Raw genomic sequence first — 22,020 nt, forward strand, 5'->3', positions numbered from 1 at the left:
CTGGCGACCTTGGTCGTCAGTGGGCGTGGCCGTGGCCGTGGCCCGCGGCGGCCGGCTCCTCCTCTTCCTTCTTCTCGACGACCAGGGTCTCGGTCGTGAGGAGGAGGGAGGCGATGGAGGCGGCGTTCTCCAGGGCGGAGCGGGTGACCTTGACCGGGTCGATGACGCCGGCCTTGACCAGGTCGCCGTACTCGCCGGTGGCCGCGTTGAAGCCCTGGCCCTTGTCGAGCTCGGCGACCTTGGAGGTGATGACGTAGCCCTCCAGGCCGGCGTTCTCGGCGATCCAGCGCAGCGGCTCGACGGCGGCGCGGCGGACGACCGCGACACCCGTGGCCTCGTCGCCGGTCTTGCCGAGGTTGCCCTCGAGGACCTTCACGGCGTGGACGAGCGCGGAGCCACCACCGGAGACGATGCCCTCCTCGACCGCAGCGCGGGTCGCGGAGATGGCGTCCTCCAGACGGTGCTTGCGCTCCTTGAGCTCGACCTCGGTGGCGGCACCCACACGGATGACGCACACGCCGCCGGCCAGCTTCGCGAGGCGCTCCTGGAGCTTCTCGCGGTCCCAGTCGGAGTCGGTGGACTCGATCTCGGCCTTGATCTGGGCGACGCGGCCCTGCACGTCGTCCTTGTTGCCGGCGCCGTCGACGACCGTGGTGTCGTCCTTGGTGACGGTGACGCGGCGGGCGGAGCCGAGGACGTCCAGACCGACCTGGTCGAGCTTGAGGCCGACCTCCTCGGAGACGACCGTGGCGCCGGTGAGGACGGCGAGGTCCTGCAGCATCGCCTTGCGGCGGTCGCCGAAGCCGGGGGCCTTCACCGCGACGGCGTTGAAGGTGCCGCGGATCTTGTTCACGACGAGGGTGGACAGGGCCTCGCCCTCGACGTCCTCGGCGATGATCAGCAGCGGCTTGGAGGCGTTGGCCTGGATGACCTTCTCCAGCAGCGGCAGCAGGTCCGCGATGGCGGAGATCTTGCCCTGCGTGATGAGGATGTACGGGTCGTCCAGGACGGCTTCCATGCGCTCCTGGTCCGTCACGAAGTACGGCGACAGGTAGCCCTTGTCGAAGGCCATGCCCTCGGTGAAGTCCAGCTCCAGACCGAAGGTGTTGGACTCCTCGACGGTGATGACACCGTCCTTGCCGACCTTGTCCATCGCCTCGGCGATGAGCTCGCCGACCTGCTGGTCCTGGGCGGACAGCGCGGCGACGGCGGCGATGTCGGACTTCTCGTCGATCGGGCGGGCCGACGCGAGCAGGTCCTCGGAGACGGCGGCGACGGCGGCGTCGATGCCCTTCTTCAGGGCGGCCGGGGAGGCACCGGCGGCGACGTTCTTCAGGCCCTCGCGCACGAGCGCCTGGGCGAGCACGGTCGCGGTGGTCGTACCGTCACCCGCGATGTCGTTGGTCTTGGTCGCCACCTCCTTGACCAGCTGGGCACCGAGGTTCTCGTACGGGTCCTCGACCTCGACCTCACGGGCGATGGTCACACCGTCGTTGGTGATGGTGGGGGCGCCGAACTTCTTGTCGATGACGACGTTGCGGCCCTTGGGGCCGATCGTCACCTTGACCGTGTCGGCAAGCTTGTTGACGCCGCGCTCGAGGGCGCGACGGGCGTCCTCGTCGAACTTCAGGATCTTCGCCATGGGAGCGTGAGCCCTCTTCCGGAATCTGGGATATACGGCACTGCGCCCCGGGCGCCCGGCTTCTTATCGATCGCGGGGGCCAGGGGCGCAGCTCAAAGCAATGTGCTTGGGGTGAATTACTTCTCGACGATCGCGAGCACGTCGCGGGCCGAGAGGACGAGGTACTCCTCGCCGTTGTACTTCACCTCGGTGCCGCCGTACTTGCTGTAGAGCACGACGTCGCCGACGGAGACGTCGAGCGGAAGACGGTTGCCGTCCTCGAAGCGGCCCGGGCCCACGGCCAGGACGACGCCCTCCTGGGGCTTCTCCTTGGCGGTGTCCGGGATGACCAGGCCAGAGGCGGTGGTCTGCTCGGCGTCGAGCGGCTGGACCACGATGCGGTCCTCGAGCGGCTTGATGGCAACCTTGGAGCTGGTGGTCGTCACGATCCGACCTCCCCCTTCGGAGATCTCACGGGGTTAACTGTCTGAGGTGGCGACCAGGTGGATCCGTCGTCGCGGGTGCCGGACCTGCCCGTCGCTGTGTTGGCACTCTCCAGTGGGGAGTGCCAGAGCCGAGACTATGACCGTGATTAGCACTCGGTCAAGCGGACTGCTAATTGCGAACGGCGCGTCGGCCAGGCGATCCTCCTGGAGGCGGTCCTCCGGCCACCCCGCCCGCGGCCTCACAGGTAGTCCTCCAGCCGCCCCACCGCGTACCCGTCGGCCGTGACCCTGTCCAGGAAGCGGCGGATCATGTCCGGCATGCTGCCCTTCCACTGCCCGCGCCCCCGGAAGTGGGTGAGGACGATGTCGCCCGGGCGCAGTTTCCCGTCCCCCTCGCGGTACTCCCAGTGGTCGACGAACACCTCCTCGGCCCACAGGGGCACGTACTGGATGCCGCAGGACTTGGCCGCGCGCAGGGTCGCCCTGTCGTAGTTGCCGTAGGGCGGGCGGAAGAGGGTGGGGCGGGTGCCGTAGCGCAGTTCGAGGTACCGCTGCATGCTGCAGATCTCGCGCCGCTGCCCGCGGTACGTCAGGCCCGGCAGGTAGCGGTGGCGGACGGTGTGGTTGTTCAGGGCCACCCCCCGGTCCTGCATCTTCTTGAAGTAGCGGTAGTCGTCCTTGACCAGCAGGCCGCTGAGGAAGGCGCTGTACGGGATCTTCAGGTCGTTCATCATGCTCAGGAACGCCGGGTCCTTGTCCACGCCGTCGTCGATGGTGAGGAAGACGACCTTGTCCCGGGTGGGGATCGTGGTGAAGACGGGCGGGAGGTTCAGCCTCCGGTGGCCTGTCACCTCGAAGCCCTTGCGGGTTTTGATCCTCGGCTTCTTCGCGGGGGCCGGCGGGGCGCTCAGCGGGACCTTCTTGAGGCCCCAGCGTCGTGCGGCGGCGACCCGGACGGCGTACGCGGCGCGCAGCCTGGAGGCGTAGGAGTCGAGCGCCTGGGCAGCGGGGGCGTCGAGGGGCTGCTGGCCGCCGGCCGGAGTGATCCGCTCGTCCGCGTCCTGCGTGCAGCCCGAGGCGATGGCGGCGAGGGCGAGCACGATGAGACCGATCCGCACACCGCCCGATGCCCGCCTTTTGTCATTTTGTACGACTGCTCGCATGGTGCCGGATCCTCGCAGCCGGCCGGCTCGGAGCGGCCCCGACACCGCGACCGGCGGCCCACCATCCACCGACTGGCCCACACACCGCCCGCACGACGCCGTGGCCGACAATGATCCGGTGAACGACCTCGCCCTCCTCCTCACCCCCGAAGGCCGTGCCCTCCTCGAGGAGGTGCGGGACACCGACCCGGCCCGGGAACTGGCCGTCGCGACCCGGTTGCGGCGGGAGCACCCCGCCGAGCTGGTGTCGGCGGCGCTGGGCCAGGCGCGGTTGCGGCAGCGTGCGGTGGTGAAGTTCGGGGCCGAGGACGCGGCGCGGATGTTCTTCACGCCGAACGGGGTGGAGCAGTCGACCCGGGCGAGCGTGGCGGCCTACCGGGCGCGGCGGTTCGCGGAGCTGGGCGTGACCTCGGTCGCCGACCTGTGCTGCGGCATCGGGGGCGACGCGATCGCGCTGGCCCGGGCCGGGATCCGGGTGCTGGCCGTGGACCGGGACCCGCTGACGGCCGCGGCGGCGCGGGCGAACGCCGACGCGCTGGGGCTGGCCGGCCTGATCGAGGTGCGGGAGGCCGATGTCACGGAGGTGGACACGGCCGGGTACGACGCCGTGTTCGTCGACCCCGCCAGGCGCGGCGGACGCGGCCGGATCTTCGACCCGGAGGCCTACTCGCCGCCCCTGTCCTGGGCGGTGTCCGCCGCCCGCCGCGCTCCCCGTGCCGCCGCGCTGAAGATCGCCCCCGGCGTCCCGCACGAGGCGGTACCCGAGGACGCCGGGGCCGAGTGGATCTCCGACGGCGGTGACGTGAAGGAGGCGGTGCTGTGGTTCGGCACCGAGCCCGGGGCGGTCCGGGCCACCCTGCTGCCGGGCCCGCGCACCCTGCTCTCCGGGGGCCTGCCCGACCCGGACGTCCGCCCGCCCGGCCGTTACCTCTACGAGCCCGACGGCGCCGTCATTCGCGCTCACCTGGTCGCCGAGGTCGCCGACGAGGTCGACGGCGGCCTCCTGGACGCGACCATCGCCTACGTCGCCTCCGACACCCTGCGCCCGACCCCGTACGCCACCGCCTACGAGATCACCGACCACCTCCCCTTCAACGTCAAGAAGCTGAAGGCCCTGCTGCGTGAGCGTCAGGTCGGCAACCTCACCGTGAAGAAGCGAGGCTCGGCGGTGGAGCCGGAGGAACTCCGCAGGAAGGTCAAGCCGCAGGGCCCGCACGCGGCCACGGTGTTCCTGACCCGGGTCGCGGGAGCCCCGGCCATGCTCGTCGGGCACCCAGTCCGGGTGTAGCCGTCAGGCCTGTTCCGCCGCCCTGCGCAGCAGCAGCTCCCGCTCCCGTTCGTTCCGGGTGAGGGACGCCGCCCGTTCGAACTCCGCGCGGGCCTCCGCCGGTCGGCCGAGGCGGGCCAGGAGGTCGGCCCGGACACTGGGGAGCAGGTGGTAGTCGCGGAGGGCGGGTTCGCAGGCGAGGGCGTCGACGAGGGCCAGGGCGGGGCCCGGACCCTCGGACATCGACACGGCCACCGCGCGGTTGAGTTCCACGACCGGGGACGGCGCGCGGACGGCCAGGAGGCCGTACAGGGTGGCGATGCGGGACCAGTCGGTCTCCTCGTAGGTGTACGCGTGCGCGTGACAGGCGGCGATGGCGGCCTGGAGGAGGTACGGGCCCGGGGCGCCGCAGGAGGTGGCCTCGGCCCTGCCCAGCGCGGCGATGCCGCGGGCGATGAGCATGCGGTTCCAGCGGGCGCGGTTCTGGTCCTTCAGGAGGACGGGTTCGCCGGAGGGGCCGGTGCGGGCGGCCGTGCGGGACGCCTGGAGCTCCAGGAGCGCGGTCAGTCCGTGCACCTCGGGTTCCTTCGGCATGAGGCCCGAGAGCACGCGGGCCAGGCGCAGGGCGTCCTCGCACAGGGAGGGGCGCAGCCAGTCGTCGCCGGCCGTGGCGGCGTACCCCTCGTTGAAGATCAGGTAGATGACGTCCAGGACCGAGCCGAGGCGGGCTTCGCGGTCGGGGCCGTAGGGCACCTCGAAGGCGATGTTCCTGGTCGCCAGGGTGCGTTTGGCGCGGACGATGCGCTGGGCGACCGTCGGCTCGGGGACCAGGAAGGCACGGGCGATCTCGGCCGTGGTCAGGCCGCCGAGCAGGCGCAGGGTGAGGGCGGTACGGGCCTCGGTGGACAGCACCGGGTGGCAGGCGGTGAAGACCAGGCGGAGCAGGTCGTCGTCGATGTCGTCGGGGTCGGCGGGCTCCTCCGGCGGGGCCGCGTCCGGCAGGGCCCGGCCGATCTCCGCGAGCTTGCGGGCGTAGTTCTCGCGGCGGCGGACCAGGTCGACGGCGCGGTGGCGGGCGGTGGCCATGAGCCAGGCGCCCGGGTTGTCGGGCACCCCGTCCCGCGGCCACTGCTCCAGCGCGGCGACCAGCGCGTCCTGCGCGAGTTCCTCGGCGATCCCGACGTCCCGGACGATGCGGGTGACGCCGGCGATGATGCGGGGCGACTGGAGTCGGAAGACCGTCTCGATGGCCGGGCCGGCGTCGCTCGGGCCGGCGGTGGGCTGCGGTGTCACAGCCCACCATCAGACACCCTCGGCCGCCCCCGGCCAAGCAGCTCCGGTCAGTCCTCGGCGATCTGCCGGACCTCCGCGGTGATCGTCCAGTAGTCCTCGTGCAGGGACAGGAACCGCTTGGTCCACTCGATCGCCTCGGCCTTGTCCTTGCACTGGCTGATCGAGTAGCCGCCGATGACCTCCTTGGACTCGGTGAACGGCCCGTCGGTGACGGACAGCTGCCCGCCCTCCCAGGTCACCCGGGTGCCGTCCGCGGTCGGGGTGAGCCCGGCCGTGTCGAGCATGACCCCGGCCTTGGTGATCTCCTCCAGCAGCTTGCCCATCCGCTCCATGAGCTCAGGGCTCGGCCCCTCGGCGGGGGCGTTCTTCTCGTCGACGCGGATCAGGGTGAGAAAGCGCGGCATGGTGACTCCTCGGTGCCTAGGCGAGCGGGGCCTCTCCCCGCTCTCACCCCTGCGTCGATCGGGAGACCGGCGGATCGACACGGTCGCCGCATTTCTTCGAAGATTTTTTCCGGATCGCATCTACGCAGGTCAGCGCAGCGACTCCCACAGCTCCCGCGCCTCCGGCTCCTTGGCCACCACCCGGTTGGGGTCCGACGGTGCCCGTACCACCGGCATCGTCACCGTCCGCACCTCGCTCGCCGGCAGGCCCCTCAGGCTCTCTCCGAGCCGGGTCAGCTCGGCGAGGGAGTCCAGGCCGGTGTCGGTGGTGAGGCCGGCGGTCGCCGCGTCCGCCACCCGGTACAGCCTGGCCGGGTCGGTGAGCAGGCGCTGCGCGGCGACCTGTTCCAGCAGTGACTTCACCAGCTGCTGCTGGAGGCCTATGCGGCCGAGGTCGCTGCCGTCTCCTATGCCGTGGCGGGTGCGGGCGAGGGCGAGGGCCCGGGTGCCGTCCAGATGGTGGGTGCCCGCCTTCAGGTGCAGATGGCTGTCGTCGTCCGCGATGTCCTCGTCCGTGGTGACGGTGACGCCGCCGAGCGCGTCCACGAGCTTCGCGAACCCGGAGAAGTCGATCTCGACGTAGTGGTCCATGCGGACGCCGGTGATCGACTCGACGGTCTTCACCGCGCAGACCGGGCCGCCCACCGCGTAGGCGTCGTTGAACATGGAGTCGTACGCGACAGCCGTCGAGCCACCCGACGGACGGGGGCAGGACGGGCGGGTGACCAGGGTGTCGCGCGGGATGCTCACCACCGTCGCGGCGGTCCGCCCGGCGTCGAGGTGGACGACCATGGCCGTGTCGGAGCGGGCACCTGAGCTGTCACCGCCGCCGAGCCGCTGGTTCTCCGCGCCGCTGCGCGAGTCGGAGCCCAGGACGAGGATGTTGAGCGCCCCGCCGGGCAGGACCGGCGCCGAGGGCGACGGCGTGGTCACCGGCTTCGGCGGGCGGTCGTCTCCCAGCGCGTCGTCGATGTCGACGCCGGTGATGTTGTTGTCGAGATGCCAGTAGGCCCAGCCCGCCGCCCCCGTGCCCAGCACCAGCGCACCTGCCAGGGCGATGCCCGCGATCTTCAGCGCTCTCGACCGCCGGCCCGTTTCGCCGCCCTCGTCCCGGTCCGAGTCGTGTCCCGTCACGGGCAGGAACATAAGTCCGAATTATGGCCGCCAGGGACCTCAGAGAGCGTTTTCTTCGGAAATTCTCAGACTTCCGAACCCCGGACCTCACCCAGCGTCACCACCGGCACCGAATGACCCAGAGACCTCATCCGCCCATCCGAAAGTTTCGATTGGGCAGCCGATTGGCTTCGGAGGAGTGGGAGACGCCTGTTTCCACCCGTCAATACGTCAGCTTCCGGCCACGGGCCCCGCCGTGCTGCTCCGCACCACCAGGCTCGTCGCCAGTTCCACCCGCGTGGCCGCCGGAGTGCCCTCCTCCCGGCCGAGGTCCAGGACCAGCTTGGCCGCCGCCTCGGCCATCTCCGTCAGCGGCTGCCGTACGGTCGTCAGCGGCGGGCCGACCAGAGGTGCCACCGGCAGGTCGTCGAAGCCGACCACGCTCAGGTCCTCGGGGATGCGCAGCCCCAGCTCGCGGGCGGCCTCGTACAGCCCCAGCGCCTGGAGGTCGTTCCCGGCGAAGACGGCGGTCGGCCGGTCCGGGCGGCGCAGCAGCTCCAGGCCCAGCCGGTAGCCGGCCTCGTGGTGGAAGTCGCCGTTCGCGATCAGCGCGGGGTCCACCGGCAGCCCGGCCGTCTCCAGGGCGGCCCGGTAGCCGTCGACGCGGGCGCGGCTGCACATCATCTGCGACGGCCCGCTGATCGCGCCGATCCGGCGGTGCCCCAGCTCCACCAGGTGCCGGGTGGCCGCGAGACCGCCCTGCCAGTTGGTCGCGCCGATCGACGGCACGTCGGCCCCCGGGTCACCGGCCGGGTCCATCACCACGAACGGGATGGAACGGCTGGTCAGCAGCGCCCGCTGCGACTCGTCGAGCCCGGACAGAACCAGGATCACGCCGTGCGGGCGACGGGCGGCGACCTGGTCGGCCCAGGTCCGGCCCGGGGTGAGCCGCCCCGCGCTCTCGGACAGCACCACACTGAGCCCCGCGTCCCGGGCGACGTTCTCCACGCCCCGGATGACCTCCAGCGCCCAGGCGCTCTCCAGTTCGTGGAAGACCAGGTCGATCAGGGGCGAACGGGTCGCCTCGGCGCGGCGGCGCCGGTAGCCGTGGGCGCGCAGCAGTTCCTCGACGCGGGCCCGGGTGGCGGGGGCGACGTCGGCCCGGCCGTTGAGGACCTTCGAAACAGTCGGTGCCGACACACCGGCCTCACGGGCGATCTCGGCGAGCGTCGCGGTCTGCGCCGTGCGCCCCTGCGTCCGGGTTTGTGTCCGGCTTTCAACGGGCTCCGGGGAAGTCATGGCGGCGATCGTATCCCTGCGGGCCCCCTTGACGAAGTCCTCGGGGCGCCATAGGTTCCCGGAACATTCGACGTGCATATCGAAACATTCGTGGAAGCGGGCGCGGGAGACGATCGTCAGCACCGTTCACGCGCTCGTCAGCACCATTCGTGAGAGGGCCGTCCCGTCCACCCGACAGGAGCTTCATGACCACCGCGCCCTGGCGTGACCCCGCCCTGCCTGCCGCCGCCCGCGTCGACGACCTGCTCTCCCGGATGACTCTGGAGGAGAAGACCGCCCAGCTGTACGGCGTGTGGGTGGGCGCCGCGACGGACGGTGGCGGTGTCGCCCCGCACCAGCACGACATGACCGCCGACTACGACTGGGACGAGCTGATCACCCACGGCCTGGGACAGCTCACCCGTTCCTTCGGCACCGCCCCCGTGGACCCGGCGCTCGGCGCGCAGGCCCTCGCCCGCGCCCAGCGCCGTATCACCGAGGCCGGCCGGTTCGGCATCCCGGCGATCGCGCACGAGGAGTGCCTGGCCGGCTTCACCGCCTGGCAGGCCACGGCCTACCCCGTCCCCCTGGCCTGGGGCGCCACCTGGGACCCGCCGCTGGTCGGGGAGATGGCCCGGCGCATCGGCGACGACCTGCGCTCGGCCGGCGTCCACCAGGGTCTCGCGCCCGTCCTGGACGTCGTGCGCGATCCGCGCTGGGGGCGCGTGGAGGAGACCATCGGCGAGGACCCGTACCTGGTCGGGACGATCGGCTCGGCGTACGTGCGAGGTCTGGAGTCCGCCGGAGTCGTCGCCACGCTCAAGCACTTCGCCGGATACGCCTCCTCGGCCGGGGCGCGCAACCTGGCGCCGGTGCGGGCCGGTGTCCGCGAGTTCGCCGACGTCACCCTGCCGCCCTTCGAGATGGCGGTGCGCGAGGGCGCGCCCCGCTCGGTGATGGCCGCGTACACCGAGACCGACGGCGTCCCGGCCTCCGCGGACCCCGAGCTGCTGACCCGCCTGCTGCGCGAGGAGTGGGGCTTCACCGGCACGGTGGTCGCGGACTACTTCGGCATCGGCTTCCTCCACACCCTGCACCGGGTCGCCGGCACCCCCGCCGAGGCGGCCCACGCGGCGCTCACGGCCGGCATCGACGTCGAACTGCCCACCCTCAAGTGCTACGGACCGCCGCTGCTGGACGCCGTCCGGGCGGGCCGGGTCCCCGAGGAGCTGGTGGACCGCGCGGCCCGCCGCGTCCTGCTCCAGAAGTGCGAACTGGGCCTGCTCGACGAGGACTGGGCCCCCGAGCCGGCCACCGCGGTCAACCTGGACTCGACGGGCAACCGCATCCTGGCCCGCCGCCTGGCGGAGGAGTCGGTCGTCCTGCTCGACAACCCCGACGGCCTGCTGCCGCTGGCCCCCGACACCCGCATCGCGGTGGTCGGCCCCCGGGCCGCCGACGCCCTGGCCATGCTGGGCTGCTACTCCTTCCCGTCCCACGTGCTGCCCCACCACCCCGACGTGCCGGTCGGCGTCGAGATCCCGACCGTCCTGGACGCCCTGCGCACCGAACTCCCCGACGCCAAGGTGACGTTCGCGCAGGGCTGCGACGTGACGGACCCGGACACCGCGGGCTTCGAGGAGGCCGTCGCCCGTACCGCGGAGGCGGACGTGTGCGTGGCGGTCCTCGGCGACCGGGCGGGCCTGTTCGGCCGCGGCACCTCGGGCGAGGGCTGCGACGCCACGGACCTGAACCTCCCGGGCGTCCAGGGCGAACTGCTGGACGCGCTGCTGGCCACGGGCGTCCCCGTGGTGCTGGTCCTGCTGACCGGCCGCCCCTACGCCCTGGGCCGCTGGCACGGCCGCCCGGGCGCGGTCGTCCAGGCCTTCTTCCCCGGGGAGGAGGGCGGCCCGGCGGTCGCGGGAGTGCTGTCGGGCCGCGTGAACCCCTCGGGCCGCCTCCCCGTGAGCGTCCCGCAGCTTCCCGGTGGCCAGCCCTGGACGTACCTCCAGCCGCCCCTGGGCCTCGCGGGCGAGGTCAGCAACCTCGACCCGACGCCGCTGTACGCCTTCGGCCACGGCCGCTCGTACACGACGTTCGCGTGGGAGGACGGCACGGGCGGCGAGGAGCCGGCGGAGCTCGGCACGGACGGGACGTACGACGTGTCGGTGACCGTCCGCAACACGGGCGACCGCGAGGGCGCGGAGGTGGTGCAGCTGTACCTGCACGACCCGGTGGCCTCGGTGACCCGTCCGGACATGCGGCTGATCGGCTACCAGCGTGTGACGGCGGCGCCGGGTGAGGCGGTCCGGGTGACGTTCCGCTTCCATGCGGACCTGTCGTCCTTCACCGACCGCTCGGGCCGCCGGGTCGTCGAACCGGGCGCCCTGGAACTGCGGCTGGCGGCGTCCAGCGCCGACGTGCGGCACACCGCGCGCCTCGCCCTCACGGGCCCGCTCCGGGTGCTCGGCCCGGACCGGATGCTGCGGTGCGAGACGGAGGTGCGCCGCGCGGACTGAGCGGCCGGGTCAGCCGGCGCCCAGCGACTCGAACCGCCACCGGTGCACCGCCCTGGTGACCAGCTCCCCGCCCGGCTCCGGCAGCTCGGGCAGCTCGGCGTCGTACGGGGCGTCCCACCAGGTGATGACGAGGACCCGGTCCTGGGGAGCGCGCAGGGTCTCGCGGCGCAGGGGCTCACGGGGGAGCTCCTGGGCGCGGGCCCAGTCCAGCAGGTCCTCGCCGCGGCCGGCCACGGCCCGGGCCTCCCACATCAGGGCGACCGTCATGAGTAGAGGTTCTCCTTGCTGACCTCGTGCACATGGTCGTGGCCGTGGTGGTGGCCCGGGACATGAGGTTCCGTCACCGGCAGCGAGGAGTCCGCCGGCAGGTCCCAGCTCGACGCGGCCCGGTTGCGGGCCACCATCTCGGCGCCGAGCGCGGCGACCATCGCGCCGTTGTCGGTGCACAGCTTGGGCCGCGGCACGCGCAGCCGGATCCCGGCCGCCTCGCAGCGTTCCTGGGCCAGGGCCCGCAGCCGGGAGTTGGCGGCCACCCCGCCGCCGATCATCAGGTGGTCGACGCCCTCGTCCTTGCACGCCCGGACGGCCTTGCGGGTCAGCACGTCCACGACCGCCTCCTGGAAGGAGGCCGAGACATCGCGCACCGGCACCTCCTCGCCGGCCGCCCGCTTCGCCTCGATCCAGCGCGCCACGGCCGTCTTCAGCCCCGAGAAGGAGAAGTCGTACGCCGGGTCGCGCGGGCCGGTCAGGCCGCGCGGGAAGGCGATGGCGTTCGGGTCGCCCTCGCGCGCGTACCGGTCGATGACCGGGCCGCCCGGGAAGCCCAGGTTCAGCACCCGGGCGATCTTGTCGAAGGCCTCACCGGCCGCGTCGTCGATGGTCGCGCCCATCGGGCGGACGTCGGAGGTGATGTCGCTCGACAGCAGCAGCGAGGAGTGGCCGCCGGACACCAGCAGCGCCATGGTCGGCTCGGGCAGCGGGCCGTGCTCCAACTGGTCGACGCAGATGTGCGAGGCGAGGTGGTTGACGCCGTAGAGGGGCTTGCCGAGAGCGTAGGCGTACGCCTTCGCCGCGGAGACGCCGACCAGCAGGGCGCCCGCGAGCCCGGGACCGGCGGTGACGGCGATGCCGTCCAGATCCCGTGCGCTCACCCCCGCTTCCTTCAGCGCGCGGTCGATGGTGGGCACCATCGCCTCCAAGTGCGCCCGGGAGGCGACCTCGGGCACGACACCGCCGAAGCGGGCGTGCTCGTCGACGCTGGAGGCCACGGCGTCGGCGAGCAGGGTGGTGCCGCGGACGATGCCGACGCCGGTCTCGTCGCAGGAGGTCTCGATGCCGAGGACGAGTGGTTCGTCAGCCATTGATCTCGGTTCCTTGTACGGAAGTCGAACCCGGGGCGGAGCCGCTGCCGGGTTTCGTGGTCAGTCGCATCACCAGGGCGTCCACGTTCCCCGGCTGGTAGTAGCCCCGCCTGAAGCCGATGGCCTCGAAGCCGAACCGCTCGTACAGCTTCTGCGCGCGGATGTTGTCCACGCGGCACTCCAGCATCACCTCGGCGCACTCGAAGGCGGTCGCGGCCCGCAGCAGTTCGGTGAGCAGACGGCCGCCCAGCCCCGTCCCCCACTGCTCCCGGGTGACGGCGATGGTCTGGATGTCGGCCTGATCGCCGGAGGAGGCGAGACCGGCGTAGCCGACGATCCGCTCCCCCGCCTCGGCCACCACGTACTTGCGGGTCGCCTCCGGTCCGCGCGCGTGGGCCAGCTCGGACCAGAACATGCCCCGCGACCAGGCGTCGTCGGGGAACAGGTTCCGCTCGATCTTCAGCACGGGGTCGATGTCCCACCAGCGCATCTCGCGCAGCACACTCGTCATGGGCTCGGTCACTTGGGGGTGACCACCTTGTAGTTCTTGGGGACCTGGGCGTCGGGGCGGCGCAGGTACAGCGGCCGGGGCGCGGGGAGTTCGGCACCCGCGGCGAGCCGCTCGGCGGCCAGCCGGGCGAGGGCGGCGGCGGACACGTGCTCGGGCTCGTGCGCCTTGGGGAAGGTGTCCGGGTAGAGCAGCGCGCCCGCGCCCACCGCGGGCAGGCCCTCGACCTGCTCGGCGATGTCGGCGGGCCGGTCGACCGCCGGGTCGCCGACGCGGGTGCGGGAGTCGGCGTAGCGCGCCCAGTACACCTCCTTGCGGCGGGCGTCGGTCGCCACGACGAACGGGCCCTGAAGGTCGGCGGCGTAGGCGAGCGCGTCCAGCGTGCACACGCCGTGCACGGGGACGCCGAGCGCCAGCCCGAAGGTCTCGGCGGTCATCAGCCCGACGCGCAGCCCGGTGTACGGGCCGGGGCCGATGCCGACGGCGATCCCGGTGACGGCGTCGAGCTTCAGGCCGGCCTCGGCGAGCACCCGGTCGATCGCCGGCAGCAGCAGTTCCCCGTGCCGCCGCGCGTCCACCTGGCTCGACGAGGCGATGACGTCGCGTCCGTCGTGCAGGGCGACGGTGACGGCGGGGGTGGCGGTATCCAGAGCGAGCAAGAGCACGCAAACAGCCTACGGCTCCGCGGGGCCCGTGTCGGACGGACCGTCGTCCGCCCGCCGGGGCGGGGCAGGCGGTACGTCCGACACGGGCCCCGAGCCCGGCACGGTCGCACCTGCCGGGTCGTCACCTGCTGCTACCGTCACCTACCGTCACGGCGCGGCGGACACGGCGTGCACGGCAGGTGGTACGACGCGGAGGTGGGCGACGGTGGCAGCAAGAAGCTCGGGGATCGTGGCCGGGCTCACCGCCGCTGCCCTGGTCACGGTCGGCTACCTCGCCCACGAGGCGTCGCAGACCGTCCCGGCCGGTCTGGGCAGGCCCCGGGCGGGCGCCTCACCGTCGGCCGGCGCCTCGAAGGCGCCCCAGGTGAAGAAGGACCCGGCCGCGCTGCCGGACGCTTCCGGCGCGGGCGCACGGGTCGTGTACTCCCTGAGCGGCGACCGGGTGTGGCTGGTCGGCTCCGACGAGGTGGTCACCCGTACGTTCGAGGTCGACCCGAGTCAGGTGGACCCGGTCCCGGGCAGCTACACGGTCACGTCCCGCTCGAACACGATCACCGGCTCCGACGGCGTCCCCGTCGAGCACGTCGTGCGCTTCACCAGCGTGCAGGGCGTGGTCATCGGCTTCAGCGCGGCCGTCGGCGACCCGACCGCCTCACCCGCACCCGTACCCGCACCCGCCGGGCAGGCGCGCACGGGCGGTATCCGCGAGTCACGCCTGGACGGCGCGGCGATGTGGACGTTCGCGACGATCGGCCGCAAGGTCGTGGTCGTCCGCTAGCAGGCCGTCCGCCGGCAGGCCGTCTCCCCGGCGGGCCCGCCCGCGGATGCTCTACGCGGCCTCGCGGTGGTCCTCGGCCGGCTCGGAGGAGAGCTCCGGCTCGGGAGCGCGCGGGGGTGTGGAGACCAGCACCGCCGCCTCGCCCGCCGCCAGCAGATCACGCATGGACACCCCTGCGACCGCGAAGGGCAGCGGCTGCCCCTTGCTCTGTGTAGCCGACATGGACGCCTCCTGAAGGGCGGGGGCGGACGTAGTTAGGTAGACCTAACTACGGACTGGATACCATGTGACCACGTCCGGGACGCCGGACGCAACATCTTGCCGACGCCTTGTCGGAACGTTCATCAAAACACCACGCGGCCGGGTCTACGCCGCGAGCACGCTCAGGTCGGCCGACACCCAGCGTTCTCCCAGACCGGTGATCGTCATCTGCCGGACCTCGTCGGTCGTGTCGCCCACCGCCCGGTGGATGACGACCTGGAGCCGGTCCTCGGTCAGCTCCTCGACCTTGCCCTCGCCCCACTCCACGACGACCACGGACTCGGGCAGCGAGACGTCGAGGTCGAGGTCCTCCATCTCGTCCAGCCCGCCGGAGAGCCGGTAGGCGTCGACATGGACCAGCGGCGGCCCGTCGCCCAGCGACGGGTGCACCCGGGCGATCACGAAGGTCGGCGAGGTGACGGCCCCGCGCACGCCGAGCCCCTCGCCCAGCCCACGGGTCAGCGTCGTCTTGCCCGCTCCGAGCTCACCGCTCAGCATCACCAGGTCACCCGCGCGCAGCAGTTTCGCGAGCCGGCGGCCCAGCTCCCGCATCTGCTCGGGGGAGGTGACGACGATCTGGACGGATCCGGGCTCAGCCGGGCTGTGCGGTGCTGGTGTTCCCATAGCCCTTCACGGTAGCCCCTGCGGGCACGGCACCCGTGCGGGTGAGCAGGTCGGCGAGGCGGTCGGTGACCACTTCCGGGTGTTCCAGCATCACCAGGTGCCCCGCGTCCGGCACCAGCACGAGCTCGGCGTCCGGCAGCAGATCGGCGATGGCCTCGCTGTGCTCACTGGGCGTGACCAGATCCTGCACCCCGGCCAGCACGAGGACCGGGAGGTCGGCGAAGTGGACGAGGGCCTCGGTCTTGTCGTGGTCGTTGAACGCCGGGTAGTACTCGGCCACCACGTCGATGGGCGTGCTCTCGATCATCCGCTCGGCGAACCGGGCGATGGCCGGGTCCACGTCCCGGGACGCGAACGAGTACCGCTTGATGATCCCGGCGAACAGGTCGGCGGTGGCCCGCCGCCCCTTCTCCACCAGCTCGGCCTGCTGCCCCAGCGCTTTCAGCACCCCGGGCAGCACCCGCCGCACCGCGTTGACGCCCGCGACCGGAAGCCCGTAGTTCACCTCGCCGAGCCGCCCCGACGACGTCCCCACGAAGGCGACCCCGACGACCCGCTCCCGGATCAGCTCGGGGTACTGGTCGGCCAGCGCCATCACCGTCATGCCGCCCATCGAGTGCCCGACCAGCACGATCGGCCCCTCGGGCGCGGCCGCGTCGATGACGGCCTTCAGGTCCCGGCCCAGCTGCTCGATGGTGACCGCCTCGTCCCGCGCCTGGGCCACGCCACGGCCGGAGCGGCCATGGCTGCGCTGGTCCCAGTGCACGGTCCGTACGACGCCCCTGAGCGCCGCCCGCTGGAAGTGCCAGGAGTCCTGGCTGAGGCAGTAACCGTGGCTGAAGACGACCGTGACGGGGGCCGGGGACTTGCGGCCGAAGAGCCTCCGGCGGCGCGGGCCGATGGCCGAGGCGGCCTCCGGGTCGACGTCGTCGACCTCGTAGTACAGCTCTGTGCCGTCGTCGGCGAACGCCTTGCCGGGCATGCCGCGCAGCGAGCCGTAGGGGCCCGCCGAGTCCAGCGCGAGCCGCGCCTTCTGGCGCATGCCGCGGCCGACGGTCATCCGTTCCAGGGCCACACCGGCGGCCGCGCCCGCGGCCACCACGCCTATCGCGACGCCCGCGATGCCGGTCGCCCGGCGCCAGCCTCCCGCCGCCCCCGCGGCGGAGGCCGCGACGGCCGCGGAGGCGGCGTGCGCGACGACCTCCGCACTGCTCTCGCTCACGTACCGCTCCTCTTCGCCGGGCTGCTCATCGCGATGCCGCTTCTGGTGTTGGTCTCGGTGCTGGTCTTGCTGCTGGTCTTGCTGCTGGTCTTGGTGCTGGTCTTGGTGCTGTTCGGTGCTGCTGTTGTGCGCGTGACTGTCGTGCTTCGGGTGACGAGTTCCCCGTCCGGGCTAGCTGTCCCGTCCCTCGTTCACATAGACGCGCGGAACGCGCGTTCCGATCCGGGTCACGATCTCGTAGGCGATGGTTCCGGCCGCCTGGGCCCAGTCCTCGGCGGTGGGCTCGCCACGGTCCCCGGGCCCGAAGAGCACCGCCTCGTCGCCCGCCGCGGGCTCGTCCCCGCCCAGGTCGACCACGAACTGGTCCATCGCGACCCGCCCGGCGATCGTGCGCCACTTGCCCTCGACCAGGACCGGGCCGGCGGACGAGGCGTGCCTCGGGATGCCGTCCGCGTAACCCAGCGGCACGAGGCCGAGGGTGGTCTCGCCGGACGTCACGTAATGGTGGCCGTAGCTCACGCCGTGTCCGCCCGGTACGTGCTTGACCAGGGCGAGCGAGGCGGACAGCGTCATCACCGGGCGCAGCCCGAAGTCGGCCGGGGTGCCGAGCTCGGGACTGGGCGAGATGCCGTAGAGGGAGATGCCGGTCCGGACGAGGTCGAAGTGGCTCTCGGGGACGGTGAGGGTGGCGGGCGAGTTGGCGATGTGCCGGACCTCGGGGCGGGCTCCCCGCTCCTCGGCGTAGCCGACCATCTCCCGGAAGAGGCCGATCTGGGCCGCGATGGAGGGGTGGCCGGGCTCGTCGGCACAGGCGAAGTGCGACCACAGCCCCGTGACGCGCAGCAGCCCCTCGGCCTCGGCGCGCAGCGCCTCCCGGACCAGCTCGGCCCAGTCGTCCCCGGGCTGGCAGCCGCCCCGCCCGAGCCCCGTGTCGGCCTTGAGCTGCACGCGGGCGGGCCGGCCCGCGAGCCGGGCGGCAGCGATGACCTCGTCGAGGGCCCACATCGCGCTGACGGACACGTCGAGATCCGCCTCGATCGCCTCGCGCCAGGGTCCGCCGGGCGTCCACAGCCAGCACATGATGCGGCCCGGCAGCCCGGCGGCCCGCAGGGCGAGGGCCTCCTCGGGCGTGGCCGTGCCCAGCCAGTCCGCCCCCGCGGCGACGGCCGCCCGGGCACACGGCACAGCCCCGTGGCCGTACGCCTCGGACTTCACGACGGCCATCAGGGCCGCACCCCGCGCATGGGCACGCAGGGCGCGCACATTGCCCCGCAGGGCGGCCAAGTCGATCTCCGCACGGGCCCGCAGGGGCGCCGTGGCCGGGACTGTTCTCTCGCTCATCGCGCCCAGTGTCTCAGAGCGCCCTGCCCCGGGCGGGAGGACCCGGCTCAGCCTTCTCAGCCCGTCCGGCGCTTGAGGACGAGGCCGTCCAGGCCGAAGCGGGGGCACGGGGGCGGCAGCCCCCGGACTCGGGACGGGAAGGGGCGGAGGGGGCGACCCACCTCCACAACAACCCCCACCCACCCGAGCACCCCCGACTCACTCAGCCGAGAACATTCCGCCAGGCCTCCGGAACCCCCTCGGCCACATCATGCGCCCCCACCGGCGCCCCGTCCGCCGCCAGCCGCCCGGCCAGCCCATGCACGTACGCCCCCACACTCGCCGCGTCCACCGCCGAAAGCCCCGCCGCCAGCAACGACCCCGTCAGCCCCGACAACACGTCCCCACTGCCCGCCGTCGCCAGCCATGACGTCCCCGTCGGATTGACCCGCACCGCCCCGCCCCCGGAGTCCGCCACCAACGTCGTGGACCCCTTCAGCAGCACGGTCGCCCCGTACCGCCCCGCCAGCTCCCGGGCCGCCGCCAGCCGGGCCCCCTCGACCTCCCCCCGGTCGACCCCGAGCAGCGCCGCCGCCTCCCCGGCGTGCGGCGTCATCACCGTCGGCGCCCGCCGCGCCCGTACGGCCGACGCGTCGGCCAGCCGCAACCCGTCCGCGTCGACCAGCACCGGCACGTCCGCCGCCAGCACCTCCGCCACCGTCGCCGCGTCGTCCCCGGCCCCGGGCCCGACGACCCAGGCCTGCACCCGCCCGGCGCGCTTCGGCCCCTGGTCCGACACGAGGGTCTCGGGAAACCGTGCGATGACGGCGTCCCCGGCCGGCCCGACGTACCGCACGGCCCCGGCCCCGCCCCGCAGCGCGCCCGCCACGGCGAGCACGGCGGCGCCCGGGTAGCGTGCCGACCCGGCGGCGATCCCGACGACACCCCGGCGGTACTTGTCGCTCTCGGCCCGGGGCACCGGCAGCAGCCGCGCCACGTCCGCGTGCTGCAACGCCTCCAGCTCCGGCTCGGCCGGCAGCTCCAGCCCGATGTCGACCAGCCGCACGGTTCCCGCGTACTCCCGCGCCGGGTCGATCAGCAGCCCCGGCTTGTGCGTCCCGAACGTCACCGTCAGATCCGCCCGTACGGCCGTCCCGCGGACCTCGCCCGTGTCGGCGTCGACCCCGCTCGGCAGATCGACGGCGACGACCGCGCCCCGCGACCGTTCGGCGGCGGCGGCCAGCGGCACCGCGTCCGGGCGCAGCCCGCCCTTCCCCCCGATCCCCACGATGCCGTCGACGACGAGATCCGCCCGCTCGACCAGTTCCTCGACGCCACCGCCCCCCACGGCCTCACCGGCCTCCACGGCACGCCCCCCGGCCCGCCGCAGCGCCGCGAGCCCACCGGCGTGAGCCCGCTCCGGCGCGAGCAGCACCGCCGTGACCCCGGCCCCGCGCCGGGCCAGCCGGGCACCGGCGTACAGCGCGTCACCGCCGTTGTCGCCGCTGCCGACCAGCAGCACGACCCGGCCGCCGTACACCCGCCCCAGCAGGTCGGCGCAGGCGGCGGCGAGTCCGGCGGCGGCGCGCTGCATCAGCGCCCCTTCCGGCAGCCGCGCCATCAGCTCCCGTTCGGCGGTCCTGACCGTTTCCACGCTGTACGCACTCCGCATGCGGTCGAGTTTCCCGTACGACCGCCGGGCCATTCCCCCCCGCATCTCGCGCGACTCCACCCCGTGTCGCAACTCCCGGCCGTGCCGCGTCCATTGACGCTTTGCCGTCCCTTTGCCAGAATCCCGCCCGCGCAGAAAGCGCTTGCACACCGGCGCACACCCCCCACGTCCGACGAAACCGAGGCCCCCATGGGACGCAGAGCCGCATTACTCGCCGCCGCCGGCGCCACCGCCCTCCTGACGGCCGCCGGGAACCTGACCGCTCCCGCCACCGCGGCCCCCGCACGAGCGGCGGCCTGCGGAGACGGCTCCTACCAGGCCGAGGCCGTGCAGAGCGGCGGCACCTGGACCGCCCGGCGCGGCGGCAGCACCGTCTACACCGGCACCGACATGCGCGCGGCCGTCCAGGCCGCCGTCAACAGCCTCACCCCGGGGCGCACGTCGAAGGAACGGGTCGTGGTCCGCGGCTCCGGCTCGATCTCGGCGGGCTCCCGCATCTCCCTGCCGAGCTACACCGTCCTCGACGTCTGCGGCACCATCGACGTCACGGGCAGCGGCTCGGGCGACCAGGCGCCCGTCTACTCCCGCGGCACCCGCGACATCGAGGTCCAGAACCTCAAGCTCACCGGCGCCCCGCTGTACGGCATCTTCCTGCGCAACGTCCAGAACGTGGTGCTCGGCCAAATAGACATGCGCCTCTCCCGCGGCCTCGGCGTCCGCATCGACAACCGCGGCGACACCAGCCAGTGGACGCGCAACGTCCGTATCGGCACCGTCTACGTCTCCGGCGCCTCCAGCCACGCGGTCGAGACCTACGGCGTCGACGGCCTCACCATCGGCACCGTCACCGCCCGCAACGTGGGCGAGTCCGGCCTGCTGCTCAACCAGACCATCAACGCGAGCGTCACCAAGGTGGACGCGGAGAACGCGGGCACGGGCACCGGCTACGCGGCCTTCCGCATGGCCAACCGCAACGGCCGGGTCGGCAGCGGCTACCCCACCAACATCCGGGTCGGCGAGGTCGTCGCCCGGGGCGGCGGACGCGGGGTGTTCTGCGTCTCGGAGAGCGGCGGAGCGACGATCGACAAGGTCACCCTCTCCAACACCGGCAACAACTCGGTCCTGATCGAGAACTGTTACAACGTCAATCTGGCGGCCCAGAGCGGCACGATCTCGGGCGGCGGCGAGCTGCGGCTGGCCGCCCGCTCGGAGTTCCCCAACAACAAGGACATCACGGTCCAGAACCTGACGGTCACCAACTCGGCCATCAGGGAGAGCCCGTGCGGCGAGAACACGACATTCCGCAACATCACGCGGGTGAACAGCAGCCAGTCCATCTGCTGACGCCCGCCGGCCGAGCCCTCGCCCTCACCCGGCGGGGGCTCAGTCGCGCAGGCGGATCAGCGCCCGCATGGCCTCGCGTTCGACGCGTGCGATGCCGGAGAGGACGGCACCGGCCCGGACGAGGCACTGCTTCTCGCCCGACTCACCGGCTTCGGTGATCAGTGCCGCGACGTCCGTCCACAGACCGGCCGCCTCGGCGTACAGCCGGTGCCCGGTACGCAGCGGACCGCTGTCGAGCAACTCGGCGCTCTCGGCGAGGAAGTCGCGGTAGAGGTTGCGGAACAGGGCCCCGCCGGTGCCGGCCTTCTCCATCAGGAGGGCGGCCTGCGGCAGGTCCCGCCGCGGGTCGTCGGTGCGCCCGAGCCAGGTGGGCACGAGCTTCCCGGCCTTCTCGATGCCCCGGTGGCCGAGATTGGCGATGGGCGGGTGCAGGAAGGCGTCCGCGCAGGCGGTGACGGCGGAGAGGATCCGGTCCCGCGGGGCGGGTGACGTCGCCGGAACGGTGAGGGTGAAGGACCGGTGCCGGGCGGTCATCGGCCCGCGTGCGGCCCTTGCGCGGGCGAGGCTGTCCAGACCGGTGGACACGGCGCCGCCCTGCTGCTCGGTGTCGACCAGGTAGGCGTGCCGCTCGTCGTAGCCGTACAGGGCGACGACATGACCGCCGAAGTGCACCTTCGAGGTGAAGTAGTCCAGGTGGTAGCTGTCGAGTTGCAGTCCGACGGGACGGCCGGCGTCGATGGCCGCCGCCACGTTCTCCCATCCCTTGCGGGCGGACCCGGTCTCCCGCACCACCAGATCCAGCCCGAGTCGGCCGGCGAGGTTCCTGGTGAGCTCGAAGGGCTTGACCCGCCCGCCGAGGAACGGGAACGGCATGTTCTTGCTGTCCCAGTAGACGAAGGACAGGCCGGCGCCGAGGCCGAAGAGCATGGGCTCGGACAGCTCGATTCCCTGGTGCCGGAGCAGCACTCCCAGTGCTGTCGTCTCGCAGTGCTGCGCGCCGCGGGTGTCGACGCCTTTCACCGTGGTCATGCCGTGCCCTCCCGGAAGTCGCTATGATCGACGTACGATTTGAACTCGTTCAAAAGTCGCTCGAACAAAATTCGCTCGAACAGGGGAGGCCAG

21 protein-coding genes are annotated in these 22,020 nt (G+C 72.7%); 4 read left to right on the forward strand and 17 right to left on the reverse strand.

Going from position 1 to position 22,020, the window contains the following annotated elements; genetic code table 11:
• Positions 1-16: 16 nt before the first annotated feature.
• From groL to ABZ016_RS05385, 3 genes are all read right to left on the reverse strand, one after another.
• Positions 17-1,642, reverse strand: a complete 1,626-nt coding sequence (gene groL / locus ABZ016_RS05375; protein ID WP_356915220.1) for a chaperonin GroEL — start codon at positions 1,640-1,642, stop codon at positions 17-19.
• A gap of 116 nt (positions 1,643-1,758) precedes the next feature.
• Entirely contained in the window at positions 1,759-2,067 is a 309-nt protein-coding gene (gene groES / locus ABZ016_RS05380; protein ID WP_003974211.1) for a co-chaperone GroES, read from the reverse strand.
• Between the two features lie 239 nt (positions 2,068-2,306).
• Entirely contained in the window at positions 2,307-3,185 is an 879-nt protein-coding gene (locus tag ABZ016_RS05385; RefSeq protein ID WP_356915501.1) for a polysaccharide deacetylase family protein, read from the reverse strand.
• A gap of 163 nt (positions 3,186-3,348) precedes the next feature.
• Between ABZ016_RS05385 and ABZ016_RS05390 the strand changes: the two genes are divergently transcribed.
• Positions 3,349-4,518: a methyltransferase domain-containing protein gene (locus ABZ016_RS05390; protein WP_356915221.1), complete on the forward strand. Its 1,170-nt coding sequence runs from the start codon at positions 3,349-3,351 to the stop codon at positions 4,516-4,518.
• Between the two features lie 3 nt (positions 4,519-4,521).
• On the opposite strand, the gene ABZ016_RS05395 is transcribed toward ABZ016_RS05390, so the two are convergent.
• The 4 genes from ABZ016_RS05395 to ABZ016_RS05410 all read right to left on the reverse strand — a co-directional run bounded on the left by ABZ016_RS05395 (position 4,522) and on the right by ABZ016_RS05410 (position 8,645).
• Positions 4,522-5,790, reverse strand: coding sequence for a sigma-70 family RNA polymerase sigma factor (locus ABZ016_RS05395; RefSeq protein ID WP_356915222.1), 1,269 nt, complete (start codon positions 5,788-5,790; stop codon positions 4,522-4,524).
• Positions 5,791-5,837: 47 nt separating this feature from the next.
• On the reverse strand, positions 5,838-6,194 hold the full coding sequence (locus ABZ016_RS05400) for a YciI family protein (protein WP_356915223.1): 357 nt from the start codon (positions 6,192-6,194) through the stop codon (positions 5,838-5,840).
• Positions 6,195-6,323: 129 nt separating this feature from the next.
• Positions 6,324-7,379, reverse strand: coding sequence for an LCP family protein (locus ABZ016_RS05405; RefSeq protein ID WP_356915224.1), 1,056 nt, complete (start codon positions 7,377-7,379; stop codon positions 6,324-6,326).
• 198 nt (positions 7,380-7,577) lie between these two features.
• Positions 7,578-8,645 carry a LacI family DNA-binding transcriptional regulator gene (locus ABZ016_RS05410; protein ID WP_003992406.1) on the reverse strand — a complete coding sequence of 356 codons (1,068 nt, stop codon included), beginning with the start codon at positions 8,643-8,645 and terminating at the stop codon, positions 7,578-7,580.
• A 185-nt stretch (positions 8,646-8,830) separates the two neighbouring features.
• On the opposite strand from ABZ016_RS05410, the gene ABZ016_RS05415 reads away from it, so the two are divergent.
• Positions 8,831-11,143, forward strand: coding sequence for a glycoside hydrolase family 3 N-terminal domain-containing protein (locus tag ABZ016_RS05415; protein ID WP_356915225.1), 2,313 nt, complete (start codon positions 8,831-8,833; stop codon positions 11,141-11,143).
• 9 nt (positions 11,144-11,152) lie between these two features.
• Here the strand turns inward: ABZ016_RS05415 and ABZ016_RS05420 are convergent, their stop codons facing one another.
• The 4 genes from ABZ016_RS05420 to tsaB are packed head-to-tail and all read right to left on the reverse strand — an operon-like array spanning position 11,153 to position 13,677.
• Positions 11,153-11,410 carry a hypothetical protein gene (locus ABZ016_RS05420; RefSeq protein ID WP_356915226.1) on the reverse strand — a complete coding sequence of 86 codons (258 nt, stop codon included), beginning with the start codon at positions 11,408-11,410 and terminating at the stop codon, positions 11,153-11,155.
• Positions 11,407-12,504, reverse strand: a complete 1,098-nt coding sequence (gene tsaD, locus ABZ016_RS05425) for a tRNA (adenosine(37)-N6)-threonylcarbamoyltransferase complex transferase subunit TsaD (protein ID WP_356915227.1) — start codon at positions 12,502-12,504, stop codon at positions 11,407-11,409. Before tsaD ends, ABZ016_RS05420 begins: the two co-directional genes overlap by 4 nt.
• Positions 12,497-13,027, reverse strand: coding sequence for a ribosomal protein S18-alanine N-acetyltransferase (gene rimI / locus ABZ016_RS05430; protein WP_356915228.1), 531 nt, complete (start codon positions 13,025-13,027; stop codon positions 12,497-12,499). The genes tsaD and rimI overlap by 8 nt, the downstream gene beginning before the upstream one ends.
• Complete coding sequence (tsaB, locus tag ABZ016_RS05435) at positions 13,024-13,677, reverse strand: tRNA (adenosine(37)-N6)-threonylcarbamoyltransferase complex dimerization subunit type 1 TsaB (protein WP_356915229.1); 654 nt, start codon at positions 13,675-13,677, stop codon at positions 13,024-13,026. Before tsaB ends, rimI begins: the two co-directional genes overlap by 4 nt.
• Before the next feature lie 205 nt (positions 13,678-13,882).
• Between tsaB and ABZ016_RS05440 the strand changes: the two genes are divergently transcribed.
• A complete protein-coding gene (locus ABZ016_RS05440) occupies positions 13,883-14,455 on the forward strand; it encodes a hypothetical protein (RefSeq protein WP_356915230.1) in 573 nt (190 codons plus the stop codon).
• A gap of 51 nt (positions 14,456-14,506) precedes the next feature.
• On the opposite strand, the gene ABZ016_RS05445 is transcribed toward ABZ016_RS05440, so the two are convergent.
• The 5 genes from ABZ016_RS05445 to ABZ016_RS05465 all read right to left on the reverse strand — a co-directional run bounded on the left by ABZ016_RS05445 (position 14,507) and on the right by ABZ016_RS05465 (position 19,554).
• A complete protein-coding gene (locus ABZ016_RS05445) occupies positions 14,507-14,677 on the reverse strand; it encodes a hypothetical protein (protein WP_356915231.1) in 171 nt (56 codons plus the stop codon).
• Between the two features lie 144 nt (positions 14,678-14,821).
• Positions 14,822-15,340, reverse strand: coding sequence for a tRNA (adenosine(37)-N6)-threonylcarbamoyltransferase complex ATPase subunit type 1 TsaE (gene tsaE, locus ABZ016_RS05450; RefSeq protein WP_356915232.1), 519 nt, complete (start codon positions 15,338-15,340; stop codon positions 14,822-14,824).
• Entirely contained in the window at positions 15,309-16,562 is a 1,254-nt protein-coding gene (locus tag ABZ016_RS05455; RefSeq protein WP_356915233.1) for an alpha/beta hydrolase, read from the reverse strand. The genes tsaE and ABZ016_RS05455 overlap by 32 nt, the downstream gene beginning before the upstream one ends.
• A gap of 171 nt (positions 16,563-16,733) precedes the next feature.
• A complete protein-coding gene (gene alr / locus ABZ016_RS05460; RefSeq protein WP_356915234.1) occupies positions 16,734-17,903 on the reverse strand; it encodes an alanine racemase in 1,170 nt (389 codons plus the stop codon).
• Between the two features lie 202 nt (positions 17,904-18,105).
• Positions 18,106-19,554 carry an NAD(P)H-hydrate dehydratase gene (locus ABZ016_RS05465; RefSeq protein ID WP_356915235.1) on the reverse strand — a complete coding sequence of 483 codons (1,449 nt, stop codon included), beginning with the start codon at positions 19,552-19,554 and terminating at the stop codon, positions 18,106-18,108.
• A gap of 189 nt (positions 19,555-19,743) precedes the next feature.
• Here ABZ016_RS05465 and ABZ016_RS05470 point away from each other — a divergent pair, with 189 nt between their 5' ends.
• A complete protein-coding gene (locus tag ABZ016_RS05470; protein ID WP_356915236.1) occupies positions 19,744-20,898 on the forward strand; it encodes a hypothetical protein in 1,155 nt (384 codons plus the stop codon).
• Positions 20,899-20,937: 39 nt separating this feature from the next.
• Here ABZ016_RS05470 and ABZ016_RS05475 read toward each other — a convergent pair whose 3' ends face one another.
• Complete coding sequence (locus tag ABZ016_RS05475) at positions 20,938-21,927, reverse strand: BtrH N-terminal domain-containing protein (RefSeq protein ID WP_356915237.1); 990 nt, start codon at positions 21,925-21,927, stop codon at positions 20,938-20,940.
• Between the last annotated feature and the right edge of the window lie 93 nt (positions 21,928-22,020).

The organism is Streptomyces sp. NPDC006372 (assembly GCF_040612515.1).
Classification (GTDB): Bacteria; Actinomycetota; Actinomycetes; order Streptomycetales; family Streptomycetaceae; genus Streptomyces.